The sequence below is a fragment of the Microbulbifer regidiadema (SeqCode) genome (assembly GCF_052467605.1).
This window is the reverse complement of the sequence record NZ_CP174315.1, coordinates 22384-38591: the sequence shown is the minus strand read 5'-3', so window position 1 is coordinate 38591 and position 16208 is coordinate 22384. Positions and strand designations below refer to the sequence as shown.

At 53.1% G+C, this 16208-nt stretch carries 21 protein-coding genes and 2 pseudogenes; 14 read left to right on the top strand and 9 right to left on the bottom strand.

What is annotated here, in order from left to right; all coding sequences use genetic code 11:
* Positions 1-91 precede the first annotated feature (91 nt).
* Positions 92-592, top strand: coding sequence for a DUF417 family protein (locus ACJJIF_RS00255; protein WP_008549172.1), 501 nt, complete (start codon positions 92-94; stop codon positions 590-592).
* 87 nt (positions 593-679) lie between these two features.
* On the opposite strand, the gene ACJJIF_RS00250 is transcribed toward ACJJIF_RS00255, so the two are convergent.
* On the bottom strand, positions 680-1300 hold the full coding sequence (locus ACJJIF_RS00250; protein ID WP_008549339.1) for a TetR/AcrR family transcriptional regulator: 621 nt from the start codon (positions 1298-1300) through the stop codon (positions 680-682).
* Positions 1301-1714: 414 nt separating this feature from the next.
* Here ACJJIF_RS00250 and ACJJIF_RS00245 point away from each other — a divergent pair, with 414 nt between their 5' ends.
* From ACJJIF_RS00245 to ACJJIF_RS00225, 5 genes are all read left to right on the top strand, one after another.
* Positions 1715-2545, top strand: coding sequence for a universal stress protein (locus ACJJIF_RS00245; RefSeq protein ID WP_444928414.1), 831 nt, complete (start codon positions 1715-1717; stop codon positions 2543-2545).
* 235 nt (positions 2546-2780) lie between these two features.
* Entirely contained in the window at positions 2781-3377 is a 597-nt protein-coding gene (locus tag ACJJIF_RS00240) for a HupE/UreJ family protein (RefSeq protein ID WP_051125985.1), read from the top strand.
* Positions 3378-3522: 145 nt separating this feature from the next.
* Positions 3523-4431 (top strand): aminoglycoside phosphotransferase family protein, encoded by a 909-nt coding sequence (locus tag ACJJIF_RS00235; RefSeq protein ID WP_444928413.1) that lies wholly within the window; start codon positions 3523-3525, stop codon positions 4429-4431.
* Between the two features lie 203 nt (positions 4432-4634).
* On the top strand, positions 4635-4823 hold the full coding sequence (locus tag ACJJIF_RS00230) for a hypothetical protein (RefSeq protein ID WP_444928412.1): 189 nt from the start codon (positions 4635-4637) through the stop codon (positions 4821-4823).
* On the top strand, positions 4820-5191 hold the full coding sequence (locus ACJJIF_RS00225; RefSeq protein WP_444928411.1) for a nitrile hydratase subunit alpha: 372 nt from the start codon (positions 4820-4822) through the stop codon (positions 5189-5191). Before ACJJIF_RS00230 ends, ACJJIF_RS00225 begins: the two co-directional genes overlap by 4 nt.
* 20 nt (positions 5192-5211) lie before the next feature.
* On the opposite strand, the gene ACJJIF_RS00220 is transcribed toward ACJJIF_RS00225, so the two are convergent.
* The 3 genes from ACJJIF_RS00220 to ACJJIF_RS00210 form a co-directional block, all read right to left on the bottom strand.
* Positions 5212-5946 carry a DUF4344 domain-containing metallopeptidase gene (locus ACJJIF_RS00220; RefSeq protein ID WP_444928410.1) on the bottom strand — a complete coding sequence of 245 codons (735 nt, stop codon included), beginning with the start codon at positions 5944-5946 and terminating at the stop codon, positions 5212-5214.
* Complete coding sequence (locus ACJJIF_RS00215; protein WP_444928409.1) at positions 5841-6149, bottom strand: hypothetical protein; 309 nt, start codon at positions 6147-6149, stop codon at positions 5841-5843. The genes ACJJIF_RS00220 and ACJJIF_RS00215 overlap by 106 nt, the downstream gene beginning before the upstream one ends.
* 534 nt (positions 6150-6683) lie before the next feature.
* On the bottom strand, positions 6684-7280 hold the full coding sequence (locus tag ACJJIF_RS00210) for a LysE family translocator (RefSeq protein ID WP_008552745.1): 597 nt from the start codon (positions 7278-7280) through the stop codon (positions 6684-6686).
* Between the two features lie 82 nt (positions 7281-7362).
* Between ACJJIF_RS00210 and ACJJIF_RS00205 the strand changes: the two genes are divergently transcribed.
* Positions 7363-8784: an aminotransferase-like domain-containing protein gene (locus tag ACJJIF_RS00205; protein ID WP_444928408.1), complete on the top strand. Its 1422-nt coding sequence runs from the start codon at positions 7363-7365 to the stop codon at positions 8782-8784.
* Positions 8785-8856: 72 nt separating this feature from the next.
* Here ACJJIF_RS00205 and ACJJIF_RS00200 read toward each other — a convergent pair whose 3' ends face one another.
* A complete protein-coding gene (locus ACJJIF_RS00200; RefSeq protein ID WP_008552761.1) occupies positions 8857-9858 on the bottom strand; it encodes a BMP family lipoprotein in 1002 nt (333 codons plus the stop codon).
* Between the two features lie 351 nt (positions 9859-10209).
* On the opposite strand from ACJJIF_RS00200, the gene ACJJIF_RS00195 reads away from it, so the two are divergent.
* Complete coding sequence (locus tag ACJJIF_RS00195) at positions 10210-11076, top strand: lytic murein transglycosylase (RefSeq protein ID WP_008552726.1); 867 nt, start codon at positions 10210-10212, stop codon at positions 11074-11076.
* 58 nt (positions 11077-11134) lie between these two features.
* Here the strand turns inward: ACJJIF_RS00195 and ACJJIF_RS00190 are convergent, their stop codons facing one another.
* From ACJJIF_RS00190 to ACJJIF_RS00180, 3 genes are all read right to left on the bottom strand, one after another.
* Entirely contained in the window at positions 11135-12025 is an 891-nt protein-coding gene (locus ACJJIF_RS00190) for a Rho GTPase-activating protein (RefSeq protein ID WP_444928407.1), read from the bottom strand.
* Entirely contained in the window at positions 12022-12495 is a 474-nt protein-coding gene (locus tag ACJJIF_RS00185; RefSeq protein WP_352934381.1) for a type III secretion system chaperone, read from the bottom strand. Before ACJJIF_RS00185 ends, ACJJIF_RS00190 begins: the two co-directional genes overlap by 4 nt.
* Before the next feature lie 105 nt (positions 12496-12600).
* Entirely contained in the window at positions 12601-12906 is a 306-nt protein-coding gene (locus ACJJIF_RS00180; protein WP_444928406.1) for a hypothetical protein, read from the bottom strand.
* A gap of 28 nt (positions 12907-12934) precedes the next feature.
* Between ACJJIF_RS00180 and ACJJIF_RS00175 the strand changes: the two genes are divergently transcribed.
* From ACJJIF_RS00175 to ACJJIF_RS00150, 6 genes and pseudogenes are all read left to right on the top strand, one after another.
* Complete coding sequence (locus ACJJIF_RS00175) at positions 12935-13276, top strand: double zinc ribbon domain-containing protein (RefSeq protein WP_444928433.1); 342 nt, start codon at positions 12935-12937, stop codon at positions 13274-13276.
* Complete coding sequence (locus ACJJIF_RS00170; protein WP_444928405.1) at positions 13237-13602, top strand: ComF family protein; 366 nt, start codon at positions 13237-13239, stop codon at positions 13600-13602. Before ACJJIF_RS00175 ends, ACJJIF_RS00170 begins: the two co-directional genes overlap by 40 nt.
* Before the next feature lie 36 nt (positions 13603-13638).
* Entirely contained in the window at positions 13639-13896 is a 258-nt protein-coding gene (grxC, locus tag ACJJIF_RS00165) for a glutaredoxin 3 (RefSeq protein ID WP_444928404.1), read from the top strand.
* Complete coding sequence (locus ACJJIF_RS00160; RefSeq protein ID WP_444928403.1) at positions 13850-14350, top strand: nitrilase-related carbon-nitrogen hydrolase; 501 nt, start codon at positions 13850-13852, stop codon at positions 14348-14350. The genes grxC and ACJJIF_RS00160 overlap by 47 nt, the downstream gene beginning before the upstream one ends.
* Positions 14317-14724: pseudogene (locus tag ACJJIF_RS00155) on the top strand (nitrilase-related carbon-nitrogen hydrolase). The gene ACJJIF_RS00160 and the pseudogene ACJJIF_RS00155 overlap by 34 nt, the downstream one beginning before the upstream one ends.
* A gap of 217 nt (positions 14725-14941) precedes the next feature.
* A pseudogene (locus ACJJIF_RS00150) lies at positions 14942-15205 on the top strand (ATP-binding cassette domain-containing protein); the annotation flags it as partial.
* A 46-nt stretch (positions 15206-15251) separates the two neighbouring features.
* Here ACJJIF_RS00150 and ACJJIF_RS00145 read toward each other — a convergent pair.
* Positions 15252-16202: a threonine/serine dehydratase gene (locus ACJJIF_RS00145; protein ID WP_444928432.1), complete on the bottom strand. Its 951-nt coding sequence runs from the start codon at positions 16200-16202 to the stop codon at positions 15252-15254.
* Positions 16203-16208 lie beyond the last annotated feature (6 nt).

The following is a 16208-nucleotide window of genomic DNA, read 5'->3' as shown; positions in this document are numbered from 1 at the left end:
TGGACACATCGGTCCGTAATACATATACCTAAGCGCACAGGCTGGCAAGACCCGCCACAACACACTGCCAAATTCAACACAGGAGGTTGATATGACTGATCTTACTCACGCGACTGCCACACAATCAGAAGACAATGCCGCCCTGGGTGCTTTGTTCTCCGACATCGCGAAAAACGGAATCTTCGCGGCCCTTATTCTCGTGTTCCTCTGGTTTGGCGGAATGAAGTTTACGGCCTATGAGGCTGGAGCAATTCGCGGACTGGTCGAGAATTCTCCCTTTCTTGGATGGCTTTACACATTCCTGTCCGAAGGAGCTGTGTCCAAACTCATCGGACTTACTGAGCTGACCATCGCAGGGTTACTCGCCACCCGCTTCTTCGCTCCAAAGTTCGCAGTTTACGGCGCACTGGGCGCAATCGCGACATTCCTGGTGACCTTCAGCTTCTTCTTCTCCACGCCGGGCGTGTTCATTCCTGACACTGGCGTGCTGGCGATCTCTGTTATTCCGGGACAGTTCCTGCTGAAAGATATCGTCCTGCTGTTCGCATCCGTGTTCGCCCTGGGCAACGCCCTCAGTGCCACTTCAAAATAGAGATATACTCCTCACTGTGCACTGAAATGGGGGCGCCAATGGCGCCTCCATTGGGCTGTCTTCGGTTTGAATACTGGAAAAGGGGAATTACTTCCCGCCGGTCTTCATTCTACTGCCCAGCACTTCCAGCGTAACCTCAATCAATGCAAAGAGTTTTTCGCGTGGGGTGCCGAATTTTACGAGCTCGTAGAGGCCCTCGAAAACCATAATAAAATAGGCAGTCAGGATCTCGATGTCCTCGGGGTTCTTCAGCTCATCCTGACACTGAGTCAACTTATCCCTGATCTGATCTTCCCAATCAAATTGCAGGTTCTGAAACTCTGCCCAAAGGCTCTCGTCAACGTAGCCAAGGTCCACAAGTGTCGGCCAGAAAAGGCCTTTTTCGGCTTTCAGGTCATCACAGCACAGCTCGGTAAACTCCATCAGCACCCCTTGCAGTGCCGAGTACGCATCCGAATGCATTGCCATAACCGACTGCATTTGCTGGCTGTATTTGAGGTAGTACCACCGCAGTGCAGAGACCGCCAACTCCCGCTTCGACCCAAAAGCAGCATTGAGTGTTTTCGTAGATACACCAACAGCTTCGGCCACATCGTCCATAGTGGCCGTTACTATTCCATTCCGCAAAAACACCCGGATGCTCGCATCAAACAGATTTTCGAGTTCGGGGATCGGAATGGCAGGATCAAATGGTTCGTCCGAGCTCATTTTGGAAATATAGATAAATCTCTATTCCCCTCAACAACGATGCTTGGCTTTAGAAAAAGAAACGCAAAGCCAATGGGCTAGATAAATTTCAATTTATGTCGATTGTGTTGAGTACCCGCGAGTGCTTTGCTCTGTATGGCGAATGTATGGCGCTCATCTTCAAATATTCAAAATGTAATCATTGCGATTTTGTTTTGAGGTATTATGTCTACCATAGATTGACTTAAGGTTATAATACGTACGTAGGGTTATAATAATTCGGTATGAGCTAAGTATAGCACCCAATTTACTTGTCTTTGTTTGCGTCCAACTATCACAGTATGAGGCGGGAAGGGCATTTCAGGCAACTCGACCGACAGGTGGGAGCTTTTCGCATTCTGCGCTTCATGAAGTGAGTCAATTGGAGGTTCAGATATGTCTATCAAAACAGTCGTCACCCTTACCGACACAACTGGCGATCAGGTCGCAGCCCGCGTTGCCGTTGAACTCTCCAAGCTGACAGATGCCTATCTGATTGGTGTGGTCCCAAACTACGAGACCTCCTACTACCTGTGCACGGCAGGGCCGATGCCACCTGACTATGAGCAGCGCTTGCAGGAACAGTCTGCTGAGTTGCTCAATAAGTCATTGGAAGGCTTTGCAAAACACTTTGACGGCTCCGGCGTGGAAGGCGAAACCCGCACCACCAACATCACTCTGGGTGGCACGTTTGAAGAGCTGATGCATCTGGGCCGTTTGAGCGACGTCACCGTGATCCGTCAGGACGATCCCGCCAAGCCGGAACCCATGCGCTCTGCCATGATTGAGGCGATGGTGTTTGATACCGGTGTCGCGACACTTATTGTGCCGCATGCATATGAAAAAGCGTTCGCACCCAAGAACATCGCTGTGGCGTGGGATGGATCCGGTCCCGCCTCCAACGCAGCGCATGCCTCCATGTCCATGCTGCAGGCGGCAGACACCGTATCCGTTGTGATGATCACCCCGCACGACGAGCCAAAGCACTCAGAACTCACGGATATCCGCAATTACTTCGAGCGCCACGGCGTCAACATTCATCTGGAAGTGATGAGCAATGTCTCCGGTTCCGTGTCAGAAGCGCTGCTCAGCACCGTTGATCGCCTCAAGGCCGACATGCTGGTGATGGGCGGCTATGGTCACAGCCGTCTCGCCCAGTACCTGTTTGGAGGGGCAACGCGCAAGGTGCTGCATGATATGAAGATCCCGGTTTTGATGACCCACTAAACCAAGCGGTAAAGGGGGCCTCCGGGCTCCCTTTTTTGCAGGTGCCTTCCCTCTCTTATTTCCCAATGGTGTTTTCTACAGGCAATCTGGCGTGATTTTCTCAAAAGAACGCGGTTTGATTGCTTGCCTGCGGAAAACAAGTCAGTTTGGCGTCACCTTGTGCGGTCACCCTGCACCCTAACTGACGACATGGACTGCGCGTGCTGCTGCGCGCCCAATATTGGATATTGCACTGATGAAATTGAGAGAAACTGCCGGTTTGACAGGTCTTCTGGCAGTATTGATGTTGATTGCTTTGCCCGCTCAGGCTGCCGCATTTTCTACGGCACAAGCCAAAGCGGATTTCCTTCACGGTCTGTGGCATCCGCTTGGCGGGCTGGACCATATCCTCACCATGGTTGGCGTTGGTGTCTGGGCCGCGCTGGTGCTGCACCAGAAGCGCCTGATCTGGCCACTGGTGTTCACGCTCGTCATGTTCATGGCGTTCTGGGCGCGCTACATGGGCGTTGTTGTGCCATATGTTGAGACCGGCATTCTGGCTTCTGTCATCGTGGTTGGCTTGCTTGTGGCCTTTGCTCTGAAGCTGCCTGTGGTCGTGGGCGCGCTGATTGTTGGCGTGTTTGCGGTGTTCCACGGCGCAGCCCACGCTGTTGAGGCCAATGCGAGCAGCCTGCTGATTTACGCGCTCGGCTTCTCCGTTTCCACGTTCGCGCTGGGTCTGGCCGGCATCGGGCTTGGTTCATTGACCGAGTGGAACAGCGGCCGCATGTTCCTGCGCGCGCTCGGAGCCATCACGGCGCTCTTCGGCCTCTACCTGATGTTCGTGGCCTAGTGTCTCTTTCGAGCGACAGGTTTTGAGGGATTGCCTCGGCTTTGAGGCTTTCCCTTCGCAAGCTCACTCAGTTCTGCTTAAGTCAAGGTGCGGTCTCAACCGCGCCTTTTTTATTGCTGATTTTTAAGTGTGATTGCGAGTTTCAATGAGTGATGACCGTTTGGTTATAGCACCAGAAGTGGTGTGGAAAATGCTTGATGAGCAGTTCCCTGAATGGAAGGACCTGCCTCTCAGATGCGTTGAGAACGAGGGCTGGGACAACAAAACACTCCGCCTTGGCGATAAGCTGAAAGTGCGTCTGCCAAATGCAGCGGGTTATGTTCCGCAGGTTGAGAAGGAGTTTAAGTGGCTGCCGAAGCTGGCAAATCAGCTGCCCGTAGTCATTCCTGAGCCAGTCGCTCTCGGTAAACCCTCAGCAGATTATCCGCGGCCGTGGTCTGTTTATCGCTGGATTGAGGGCGAAACGGTTTCCGCTGACACCATCAGCGACATGAACGTGTTTGCCAAAGACCTGGCAAACTATCTGCATGCGCTCTGGGCAGCGGATACGACTGGCGGGCCGATCGCGGGAGACCATAACTTCCACCGCGGTGGTGATCTGAGCGTTTATGACGAAGAGACCCGTTTTTGCCTTGCTGGCGTGACGGACGAGATCGATGCCAAAGCCGCGCTGATGATCTGGGAGCGGGCCCTTCAGTCCAAATGGACAAAACCCGCCGTCTGGGTGCAAGGCGACCTTTCAACCGGGAACATCCTCATACGGAATGGCCGCCTCAGTGCAGTCATCGATTTCGGCTTATGCACCATTGGCGATCCCGCGTGCGACTTAGTTATCACCTGGAAGTTCTTCTCTGGCGCAAATCGCGAGCTTTTCAAAACCATGGTCGATATGGACCAACCTACCTGGCACCGCGCCATGGGCTGGACCCTCTGGAAAGCCATCCGCACCCTCTATTACGCCAAACAAGACAACATCCCAGAGGAGCAGAAGGCCGCCAAAGCGGTGATTGAGGCCGTGCTATCTGACGCAAACCTCGCGGGCATAAAGACTTAAGCCCCATCCCCTAGACTGGCTTTTATCTTGTTCCCGGTATCAAGGATGAGCGGTGATGGAGAGGGACTTTGAGTTGTTGCTGACCCGGCGGATGTGGGAGGATCCGGCGTTTGCGGAGCTGGCGGAGAGGGATGCCGGGGCTGCGCTGAAGCAGTTGGGCGTGGAGGTTGATCCTGCTGTTAAAGTCCGGATCATCCAGCAGCGTGAGGATCACTCTGTATCTGACCATTCCACCCGCAAAGCCGGAGGATGAGCTGAATGCGACGCTGGATCTGAACCAGATGGATCTGTGGTCCAGCGGGGATATGTTTGTCTGGCTGTCTTCGGTTTACAACAAGGTCAAGCTGCTCGGCATTCGCGCCTCCATCGCAAAAGGGAAGGGGGACGCATGAGCCAGCAGGACAACAGTGACTTTGCAGAGCAGGATTATCGGCGGATGATCAATGACCCTGATTATCGTCAGCGGTTGATCGAAGATCCGAAAGGAACCCTCTCAGAAACAACGGGTTACACGTTCCCAGAGGATGTGCGTGTGGAGGTGATAGAGCAGGAGCCGGACACCATCTGCATGATGATCCCCATCAAGCCGAAGGGGGACGAAGCGCAGGTTGAGCAAGCGCTGCACAAGTCTACCGAGCACACCTTTGACCTGCTGTTTTCCTCAGGCATTGGCGGGTACTTCATCCCAAGCGATAAGCTGAAATGGGTGCTTCGCGATATGCGCCGCAGTTGGATCAGTAAGCTGGGGCTTAAGCTGTAAACCCCAGCAAATGCTTCAGATCAGTTCTCAAGGTTCGCCTGATAGAGTGATCTCAGATGCGGGATGAACTCGGTGCAGAAGATGATGGACGCTTCTTCCGGATCATAAAACGCGTTGGGCTCTCCGCAGCTGTCGACCTTCACGATCACTTCACTCGGCAAAGACATATCCTGCTCAAGGTTTTTGACTTCATCAGAAAGCACCTGATTGATCAGCTCGGCCTCTTTGCCGCTTCCCTTTTGGAAGACCAGCGGGACACCGGATTCCGGGGACATTTCGTCAAACACGGCACCCCAGCTGTTAGCGGCTTGCTCATACTCCACCGGGCACATCTGCGCGCGGTCTTCTGGCAGACCAAGATCATAGGCCAGATCCTCGCGCTTTTCTGGATCAGCACCGTAGAACAGGCAAATGTGGTTGTAATAGCGCTGCTGGTCTGGGCCATGCAGATCCCACCATGCCACTTCTTCAACGCCATCCGGGTCATTGATGTAGCCAAACGCGCTGTTGAAAGCGAGTTCCTGCGCGGCCTCTTCCTCATAGAGCCAATCGATCATCATCACGGAGAGAACGTCTGCCGCGTCTTCCTCCTGCCCGAATGAAGCGGCGCACGAAAAACGCGAAAGCGTTTCACGATAAATGCGAAAACTCACACGAGTATGGAAGTCGTTCTGGTTAAAACCCAGTCCTTCTGGATAACCGAACCAAGTAAACAGGTAAAATTGAGGTGATCCTCTGCCATGTTCGCGCCCCACAGCACGAATGTGTCAGCTAGCTCCAGATCATCATAGCAGCCCATTGGCTCATCAATACCGAATGTAACGGGATAAACGCTGCCACAGCAGACGCCATACAGTGGCGCGCATTTGGATCCTATGTTATTGGAACGCAGACCTGCCTTCATAAACTTGGAGGCAGCATAACCTTCCCAGATGGTCCACTGACCAGAGCCAAACATACCAACCGCAGACGGACCAGTCTCTTGATCGCGTCCTTGAACTTGCCAGACATAACGGTGAAGGCTTCATCCCAGGCAACAGGTCGGGCTACCGATTCTCGTCGTAAACGGACCCAGTCTTACGCAATAAGAGGTGTTCTCAGGCGATCCTGACCAGGACGACTGGAAAGGAAATAGCCTTTGACGCAAGTTCAGGCCACGGTTTACAGGCGCATCAGGATCGCCCTGCGTTGCCACAATGCTATGATCCTTCACACCAGACAAGGTAGTGAACAGCCAGTACCGCAGAAGCGGCAGACGGCCTTATCCCAGCGGATGTCGGAGGCTTTTCCCTGAGCCTCGGCGGACTTTGGTAGAGTGATGCCACGCTGCATGAAGCGGCGCACGAAAAACGCGAAAGCGTTTCACGAGAAACGCGAAAATAACGCAATAATCGCGCCCAGTTGGTTAAATCGCTGGCGGAACAGAACCGGAACGAAGATGACATAATGGCGAACGAAGTACAGGGCAAAACCATCGCTACCAGTGATATCATCAAAGAAGCAAAGACCATGCTGTGGCTGCAAGCATCGCAACAGCCATGGCAATCGTAATGCCGCGCATCAAGGTTCCTTCTCCGATCACCTTCAGAATTGAAACCCCAACCATCGCCCACATGCTGTGAGAGATCATGCCGCCAATCAGGAACCCGGCGGTCAGGATCGCGGCGTTTTCATAAAGCCCCATACCATTTGCTGCAAAAAAGCTTGTAAACGCCACAAGGCTCATCGCCCACGTTTTCGGGCTAAGCGGGTGAATAAGCAAACCTTCCCAGAAGGTTGGCAAGCTGACTTCGCCCTTCGGCTTGATGTTCAGCTGCACGATGCGCCATGCCAGATAAGTCATGTAAGCCATAGACGCGAACTTGAAGAATGTAACCAACGGGCCACCGCGTGCCATCAGCTGCCCCAACCCAAAGGCCACACATAGGTTCAGCACAAGGCTACCGATTTCTGCCGCAACAATAACCGGAAAGGCGGTGCGATAACCGGCGCTGGCGCCAATTGCCATGAAGGTCAGGTTTCCCGGTCCCGGTGTGCCGGTCATAATGGCTACAAAAATCGCAAAGGCGCTGAGTGATGCCCAATCCATATTGTCATTCCAGTCAATTGATACAATCTACACAGCGTGCTAAGTTATTGTATCGATCGTATCTATCAATTGCTTTATTGTTATGAATACAATGTGGAAGCCCGACCCAAACAAGCTCACCTCCCCAAAATACCTAAGCATTGCAACGGCTTTGGAACACGATATCCAGACAGGTCGCCTTGTGGAAGGTGATCGCCTACCGCCGCAACGCGAGCTGGCTTACCAGCTTGGTGTGACGCTTGGGACAATCACTCGCGCCTATGCTGAGGCTGAACGCAGGAAGCTGGTGCGCGGTGAAACGGGCAGGGGTACGTATATCGCCAAAACCAACAGCACGCACTCTCCGCTGAGCCTGATGCCCAACACAGAAGGCATCCAGAGCTATGATCTTGCTCGCAATTTGGGGATGGCTCACCTGAACCCGGATCTGGGCAGCATGCTGCGAGAACTGAGCGAAGATCCGCTCGTCAACTCGCTCAACGAGTATGGTCCGTCAGAGGGCACGCCGCAGCATCGTGAGATTGGTGCACACTTCCTCTCTGAGTTTTATGGTGCACCCGCCAGACCCAGCCAAACGCTCGTCACATGTGGCGCTCAGCACGGCATTCAGATCGCTCTGCAAGCCATGTTCAACCGCGGAGATGCCATCGCAGTTGATGCAATGATCTACCCACCCATACTGTCTGTCCTGCCAGCTCTTGGGCTTCAGATTGTACCCATCGATGCAGAGCGTGATGCAAACGGGCATATGGGGGCAATGTCCGCCGATGCATTGGAGGATGCTTGCAGTAAACACGATGTTCGCGGCGTCTTCCTCATTCCGAACGCTCAGAACCCGACCACCCACACAATGACCAGCAAAGAGCGACAAAGGCTGGCCACCGTCATTGAGAGGCATAATCTCACCGTCATTGAAGACGATCCCTACACGCCTTTCATTTCACAAAAGCAGGAGAGTTTTCTGGAATTGCTATCAGAACGCACCGTGCTGATTGGTTCACCGTCCAAGGTTATGTCCGCAGGTCTTCGGACCGGCTATATCCATGTTCCAAACAACGTCAAAACAGCCTTTGCAAACGCCATTGGCGAAAGCACATGGATGGCCTCTCCGCTCAACGTGGAGATCGTTTCCAGATGGATCATGGGTGGAGAGCTGCAAGCAACACTGCAAATAAAGCGGGATCTTCTGAAGCGACGCTACCATGCCCTGAAGGCGATGTTCCCGGCAGCGACTCTGCAAGGTGGTGAAGAAAAGCTGTTTACATGGATGCAGTTGCCGGAGCAGCAAAATGCAGAGTTGGTGGAGCAGGCTGCGCTTCTGCGCGGGGTTGAAGTGCTATCCCATCGCCATTTTCAGGCTGCACCTCGCACAGATACCAACGCACTGCGCATCAGTCTTTCAACCATCGCGCAGGATGCTCATTTTGAGGATGCTATTTCCCTGCTGAAAGACTCCATCGATCAACTGGGCAGCAATCAGACACCACGTCCAATGGTCGGCTAGGCAATAAAAAAGCCCCCGCCTGAGGTTCAGGCAGGGGCCGAAATCTGACCTAAGACAGCATACTAAGAGATCTTAGTATGGGCAGGACATGTCGCTCATGTAGTCATGAACGGTGATTTTGCCTGCGATGATGTCTGCGCGAGCTGCTTCAACAGCTGCTTTCATCTCTTCGCTAACCAGTGGAGCGTTGTTTTCGTCCATTGCGTAGCCAACACCATCTTCAGCCAGACCAAGAGACTGGATGCCGGTGGTGAACTTGCCTTCTTTCGCATCCATGAATGCGTTTGCAACAGCAACGTCAACGCGCTTAACCATGGAGGTCAGCACTTTGCCTGGAGCCAGGTGGTTCTGGTTGGAGTCAACGCCGATGAACTTCTTGTCTTCATCAACAGCAGCCTGAAGAACACCAAGACCAGTGCCGCCAGCAGCAGCGAAGATAACGTCTGCGCCACGTGCGAAGTGAGACTTAGCAAGCTCACCGCCTTTAACTGGGTCGTTCCATGCAGCTGGAGTAGTACCAGTCATGTTAGCGAACACTTCACCGTCTTTGTTGGTGGTCAGTGCGCCCTGCTTGTAACCACAGGAGAACTTGGAGATCAGCGGGATGTCCATGCCGCCCACGAAACCGATCTTGCCGGTCTGGGAAGCGAGCATTGCCATCATACCTACGAGGTAAGAACCTTCCTGCTCTTTAAAGACAACAGAGCGAACGTTTGGCAGATCAACAACGGAGTCGATGATTGCAAAGTTTACATCTGGGAATTCTTTAGCAACTTTTTCAACTGGAGCTGCCTGTGCGAAGCCCATTGCGACGATTGGGTTCATGCCGCGGCGAGCAAAGTTGCGAAGAGCCTGCTCACGCTGGGAAGCGTTGGAGATCTCAAATTCGCGATATTCGATACCGGTTTCAGCCTTGAAAGCCTCAGCACCATTGTAAGCAGCTTCGTTGAATGACTTGTCGAACTTACCGCCCATGTCAAAGATAACTGCAGGTTTAAAGTCCGCTGCCATAGCAGTTGTGCTCATTGCTGCTGCCAATACTGCGGTTGCAGCGATGGTTTTGATGGATTTCATACCCATTCCTCCGTTATATCCCAATGGGAAACCTTCACGTTGCCCGGTCGCCAAGTCTGTTTTCACCACAAGTTCCCAACCTGGAGACTCACCTCATTGAGGTTAGCGTCTAAGTGCATACCTTCCCCTGCGTAAGTCCAGCTAAGTGTTAGCTTGTCCTTAATTATGCGCCTATAGGTTGTCCAAAACGATCAGGCATGTTGAAAACAGTTCTGTGTACGGCCTTTAGTTGGACACATGCCGGTGTTAGGATCAAGGTTAAAATGCGAATAAATATATTAGGACTGCAAAATTTTTCAGTTATCCGCCAATTTGGCTAATATTGTTCGTTAGAACCATCAAAATTGCTTAGTGATCACGCAGGAGTTTGGGGTGTTCGAATCATTTATTGAGACTGTAAAGGTCAAAACTAGAAAAGCCGGGCTATTACTTGGCGCTGGTCTGTTAGTTGTAGGCGTATCATCAGCCCAGGCAGCGACCTGTGGGGATACTGGAGCAGGGTTTGACCGCTGGCTCGCATCCTACAAAAATACGCTGCAATCCCAGGGGATCTCCAAGGCAACTATTAACAAGTCACTAAGCGGAATTACGTATAACCGCAAGGTCATTGGCTACGATCGCAATCAGAAATCCTTCAAACTCAGCTTCGAAGAATTCTACAAGCTTCGCGTCAACAATGCGCTGATCAACAAAGGCCGCAAGTTGATGAAGAAGCACAACGCGCTCTTCACTCGCATCGAGAATGAATTTGGTGTTCCGCGTGAAATCATCACCGCTATCTGGGGCCTTGAAACAGGCTACGGTCGTGGCATTGGTAAGATGAACACAATTCGCGCACTGGCAACGCTGGCCTATGACTGCCGCCGCGCAGATTTCTTCCGCAACGAGCTGTATCATGCACTGCTGATCGTCCAGAAAGGCGACTTGCAGCCAAGCGAAATGAAGGGTGCTTGGGCAGGCGAACTTGGCCAGACCCAGTTCCTCGCTTCCTCTTACATCAAGTTCGCGATTGACTACAGTGGCGACGGCAAACGCGACCTGCTGTACAACACAGCGGATACACTGGCATCCACCGCGCACTTCCTCATGTCCTACGGCTGGCAGCCAGGCCAACCATGGGGACCGGGCACACCAAACTATGAAGTGATCCGCTCCTGGAACCGCGCGGGCGTGTACGTCAAAACCATCCAGATCATGGCTGAAAAACTAAGCAACTAATCCAGCCTGAGATATGCAAAAAGGCCGCTGAGTGTTCTACTCAGCGGCCTTTTTTTGTTTAATCGTTTTTCGGTATGCGCAAATAGTAATCGTCAGGCAGTTCGCGCTCGACCAACGCGGTGAAGAACTTGTTTCCAGCCTGAATGAGACCAAATTGCTCCGAGGGAGCTAAACTATCATCTTTTACGACGTTAGGGCCAAACACGATCGCAAGGTTTGAAGGTTGCATCTTATTTACATCTGCCTTCTCAGCAATCATCCTGGAAAACTTTACTGTGTCTTGCACCATTTCTGGTAATTCATTCAGCGCAGGCAGATTATCGAGGACTGGATCATAACTTTTCACAAAGTCCAACACCTTCGCTAATTCGGTGACACTCATGTTTTCTCTGAGGTTCTGCTTAAATGCGCCCGCAAGCTCGTGTTCTACCTTGCCATGTACGTTGTTATCAAAGTCCTGAGATGTCCTGTTCGCAATCAATTTGCTGATCTCATTCTTGCTACCATTTACACGGGCCAATCCAACACTCGATAATTGCTCCGGGTTTTGCTCAAAGTATTTAATGATGCTTTTGTTCTGCACTTCAGCTTCATGCTTCTGGAGCACAGCAAAATCGATACCTGCAGAAATCTGCTTTGCCGTCAGGCTGTGGGCCTTGCCATCGGTGTAACCGCATGCGGTGCAGGCATGTTTGTAGGCCTGTTCGCCCAGCTCTTTGCCAAACTTGTCTTGCAGGGCTGTGCGAAATGCGCCTTGATCCTGAGCTTTTTGAGTGTCCTCAGAGGAGCTGAGATTGTGCCAGGACACCAACTTTCCAGCGAGCGTGGAGCTTGCTTCACGGGTTTGCAAAGCTCCATCATCTGTCACAGTCAGCTTCTGGTTCAGATTGCCGCTAATTGCTGCACTTTCGGCAGCACTTTGAAAATGTGCGAGGCTAATATTGGTCATACTCTCATACCCAATGTTTCAAAAGAATGTTCTGTTGTTGCAGGCGCAGAGTGTTGCCAGTCCATCTCGAGAGGGGCTGAGCTGCTCAGACGCTCATGCCAGGAGGCAGATGTACTGATGAACTGCTCCAGCTTTTCCTGCAGTGTGAAAGAAGATTTGTCGGCAATGTCGACCACCTGAGACAGGTTGATACGATCTGAGGCCGGATCAATGTTGAAGCTCATGCCATGGCCAAGCGTCAGCACGCAGTTCGTCTGCATCAGCGCTTTCAGCTTTGCCGGGTCATCGCACGGCTGCGTGTTCACGACCGCGTTAAACAGCAGGGTCTGCGTGTCCTCGCGCCACTGTACCGTCATGAAGAGTTCTTTCTCGAGCCCAAGCAGAAGCGTGTTGTCTTCATTCAAAGACAGGCCATCAAGGCCAATTCTTCGACCGATCTCGTTCAGAAGTTCATCTAATAACTGGCGCATCGCTCCCCCGCCTTACTTGAGGCATCCAAGTCGTGCTGCTCGGATTTATTTAACTGTTGTGATCAGATTAGTGTTTCACGTCAGAAAGCTCTGTTCTTTTCAGCACTAAGAGGCGGCTGTAAGTGCTTTTGCGGAGGTGTTCTGCAGCACGGAGTGTGTGCCTTCTGCAAGCCAGAAGGCAGCGGTTGAAACCAGATCAATCAGCCGTTCAGGGACTTTGTGGTCCTGCACATCAGCAACGCTCCAGCGCTCACAATAAAGCGCCTGCATACTGTCTTCATCAATCGCCAGCCGACCGGAGCCGTCTGTTGCCACTGAAGCGGCGCACGAAAAACGCGAAAGCGTTTCACGATAAATGCGAAAACAACCAAGACTCGCTGTGCCTAGTTGGTTAAAATAGGAGTTGCTCACTGAACGAAGTAAGATGACATAACATAACATCGAATCGACGGAGTCCGATTTCGGACTTTGCGGCTCTTGTCGGCGTGATACGCCTTTTATCGGCGGAGTGGTTTGCGAAAGCTGCGGAACCCCGTTGCCCGGGGATACGGACGATCATCGGATTGAATGCGATGATTGTATGGATGTGCCTCGGCCCTGGCGTGATGGGCGGGCAGCCCTGTTGTATGAGGGAAAGGCCCGGTCCTTGGTCTTGGCATTGAGCACGGGGATCGGCCGGAGTTGGCTCGACCCGCTGCGCGTTGGATGGCGCATGCAGGGCGCGAAATTATTGCGCCAGATATGCTCATTGCACCTGTACCGCTCCATTGGTCGCGGCTGATTAAACGTCGCTACAACCAGTCAGCTCTGCTGGCGCAGAACCTCGGGCGCGAAACCGGTCTGCCTGTGTGTCCCGATCTGCTGGTTCGTAAACTGCGTACCCCAGTGCTGGATGGCAAGACTGCAGCAGAGCGAACTGAGGTGCTTATGAATGCAATATCCGTACATCCGAAACGTGGTCACCATCTGGCAGGCCGGGACGTAGTGTTGGTGGATGACGTCATGACGTCGGGCGCGACATTGTCGGCCTGCGCGCGCGCCTGCCTTGCATCAGGCGCAAATCATATTTTCGTGTTGGTACTGGCACGCGTTGCCAAGGATGCCTAATTCGCTCAGGATTGCGCGAAACCCAAGGAACGGAATATGAAACCGGTAGAAATCTATACCTCGCCTTTGTGCGGATACTGTCATGCGGCCAAGCGTCTGTTGAAACAGAAGGGTGTCGAGTTCAAAGAGATCGACGTGCTTTTGCATCCCAAACGCAAACCCGAAACGATCAAGCGTGCCGGTGGAAAGCGCACTGTTCCCCAGATTTTCGTGGGTGAGACACATGTAGGTGGCTGTGACGATCTGTATGATCTGGATCGTCAGGGTAGACTGGACGGTCTTTTGGCGGCCTGATGAAAACAGCACTGCTGCAGATCACCTCGTCGGACGACCCGGCCGAAAATCTCGAAGCTGTGCGCGCCATGATGGCCGATGCCGCCGTCAGGGCGCTCGGTTTATCCTGACGCCCGAGGTTACCAATTGCGTCTCGACCAGCACGACGCAGCAGCGTGAAGTTCTTCAACACGAAGAAGACGACATCTTTCTGGCTGGCCTGCGTGAGCAGGCCGCCGCGCTGGGCGTCTGGCTGTTGATCGGCTCTTTGGGGATCAAAACTCATGACGCCGACGGAAGACTTGCCAACCGATCGTTTATGATCAACCCGCAGGGTGAGATCGTGGCGCGGTATGACAAGATTTATATGTTTGATGTGCAGGTCACCGAATTGAGACATTCCGCGAATCAGCAAACTATCGGCCCGGAACCAGGGCCGTTGTGGCTGATACGGACTTCGGCAAGGTCGGAATGACAATCTGCTACGACCTGCGCTTTCCGCATCTTCATCGGCGCTGGCACGGGCTGGTGCGCGCATTTTGACGGTTCCGGCGGTGTTTTCTCCGGTCACGGGTGCTGCGCATTGGGCAATCGTTGCTGTGTGCCCGGGCCATAGAAAACGGGTGTTGGGTGATTGCGCCTGCGCAAACCGGCGAGCATCCCATGACGCGTGGAAAGACGCGTTATACCTATGGCCACAGCATGGTTGTCGCCCCTTGGGGAGAGGTGCTGATCGACGCAGGGACCGAGACCGGCATTCACTTTTTCGATCTGGATGATAGTTCTGTGACAGAGGCGCGCCGACGCGTACCCTCGCTGACACATGTCCGTCCCTTTGACGGGCCCTGATCGAGACCCGTACCATGACTGACGAAACCAATGCCCTTGCGGTCGCGCTGTTCAGCGAGATCCTGACCGCAGATCAATTATTGCGGAACCGGCTGAGTGAAAAGCGACGAAAAACGCGAAAGCGTTTCACGATAAATGCGAAAACGACTACTTTCTGCCTTTGCGAGAAGGTTAAACACCGCTTTGCGGACAACCGACGAAGTAGATGCACAACAAAAACTCTGAGTTGATGCTGGTGGATGAGCCGACTTCTGCACTGGATCCTGAATGGGTGGATGAGGTGCTGCAGTTGCTGACGCGGGTTGCGCAGGCTCACCAGACCATGCTGATCGTGACACACGAGATGGCGTTTGCAAAAGAGATTGCAGATCGCGTTCTGTTTATGGAAAGCGGGCGTATTGTTGAACAAGGGCCGCCTGAGAAGATCTTCACCAGCCCGGATGACCCAAGAACCCGCAGCTTCCTGCGCAAGGTTCTTTAAGGAATTTTTGAGAGCGGTACCATCTGACGGTGGTACCGCTTTTCTTTTATCGGCCAGACAGGGTGTTGTTGACCTGAAGGAGCTCAGCGTTGCCACCGCAGAGCAGCACGCCGATGCGCTCGCCTTCTGCTGGTTTGTAGACGCCGGAGATCAAAGCTGCGAGGGCAGTTGCACCACCCGGTTCAACGACGAGCTGCATCTCTCTCCAGAGGCGGCGTTGCGCTGCCAGGATGGCGTCGTCTTCGACCAGAATGGATTCTGCGATGTGGCTCTGCGCAACTTCAAACGGGAAGGTGCCGCACCGTTTTGCGCCAAGAGCGTTTGCTGCGATGCTATCGAGTTTGACGTCTACCGGTTCGCCAGCTTTGAGCGCTGCGTGCATGGAGCAGGAGCCATAAGGTTCGACGGCGACGATTTTGGTTGGGCTGTTGGCGTAGTAGCTTGCAACACCTGCCGCAAGGCCGCCGCCACCGACAGCCACGAGGATGGTGTCGAGATCCGGGCTTTGCTCAGCCCATTCCAGTGCGACGGTTCCTTGACCGTTGATGGTGTCAACAGCGTCGTATGGGTGGATGTCGATTGCGCCAGTTTGCTGCTGGTATTCTGAACACAGGGCTGCCGCATCTGCGTATGCTGCGCCTTCAACGTGAACGTCAGCCCCGAAGCTGCGGATTTTGTCGATCTTGGCCGGATTGGAGATCTCAGGCACGAAGATCTTGGCTTTCAATCCAAGAGCGTGGGCGGCACATGCTACTGCGGCACCATGGTTGCCACCGGATGCTGCGGCGATGCCAGCCTCCGGGATTGTGTTGTTTAGTAATGAGTTGAATGCTCCACGGGCTTTGAATGAGCCTGAGTGTTGCAGATGCTCGAGCTTCAAAGAGATGGAGTATTTCAGGCCGAAGGTACCGTTACCGCTTACAATAGATGGTGTTTTGCGGATGTACTTCTGAATTCGTTTGTGAGCGACTTCAATAGCTTGCTTGGATATCTGCACGGTAAT

What these genes read in the sequence shown, in the direction of transcription:
- ACJJIF_RS00215 (WP_444928409.1), bottom strand. Translation starts at nt 6,149, where the DNA reads ATGTTTGGCTCTGGTCAGTGGACCATCTGGGAAGGTTATGCTGCCTCC.
- ACJJIF_RS00200 (WP_008552761.1), bottom strand. Translation starts at nt 9,858, where the DNA reads ATGAAATCCATCAAAACCATCGCTGCAACCGCAGTATTGGCAGCAGCA.
- grxC (WP_444928404.1), top strand. Translation starts at nt 13,639, where the DNA reads ATGAAACCGGTAGAAATCTATACCTCGCCTTTGTGCGGATACTGTCAT.
- ACJJIF_RS00205 (WP_444928408.1), top strand. Translation starts at nt 7,363, where the DNA reads ATGAATACAATGTGGAAGCCCGACCCAAACAAGCTCACCTCCCCAAAA.
- ACJJIF_RS00250 (WP_008549339.1), bottom strand. Translation starts at nt 1,300, where the DNA reads ATGAGCTCGGACGAACCATTTGATCCTGCCATTCCGATCCCCGAACTC.
- ACJJIF_RS00160 (WP_444928403.1), top strand. Translation starts at nt 13,850, where the DNA reads ATGATCTGGATCGTCAGGGTAGACTGGACGGTCTTTTGGCGGCCTGAT.
- ACJJIF_RS00170 (WP_444928405.1), top strand. Translation starts at nt 13,237, where the DNA reads ATGCTCATTGCACCTGTACCGCTCCATTGGTCGCGGCTGATTAAACGT.
- ACJJIF_RS00245 (WP_444928414.1), top strand. Translation starts at nt 1,715, where the DNA reads ATGTCTATCAAAACAGTCGTCACCCTTACCGACACAACTGGCGATCAG.
- ACJJIF_RS00225 (WP_444928411.1), top strand. Translation starts at nt 4,820, where the DNA reads ATGAGCCAGCAGGACAACAGTGACTTTGCAGAGCAGGATTATCGGCGG.
- ACJJIF_RS00190 (WP_444928407.1), bottom strand. Translation starts at nt 12,025, where the DNA reads ATGACCAATATTAGCCTCGCACATTTTCAAAGTGCTGCCGAAAGTGCA.
- ACJJIF_RS00255 (WP_008549172.1), top strand. Translation starts at nt 92, where the DNA reads ATGACTGATCTTACTCACGCGACTGCCACACAATCAGAAGACAATGCC.
- ACJJIF_RS00210 (WP_008552745.1), bottom strand. Translation starts at nt 7,280, where the DNA reads ATGGATTGGGCATCACTCAGCGCCTTTGCGATTTTTGTAGCCATTATG.
- ACJJIF_RS00185 (WP_352934381.1), bottom strand. Translation starts at nt 12,495, where the DNA reads ATGCGCCAGTTATTAGATGAACTTCTGAACGAGATCGGTCGAAGAATT.
- ACJJIF_RS00240 (WP_051125985.1), top strand. Translation starts at nt 2,781, where the DNA reads ATGAAATTGAGAGAAACTGCCGGTTTGACAGGTCTTCTGGCAGTATTG.
- ACJJIF_RS00235 (WP_444928413.1), top strand. Translation starts at nt 3,523, where the DNA reads ATGAGTGATGACCGTTTGGTTATAGCACCAGAAGTGGTGTGGAAAATG.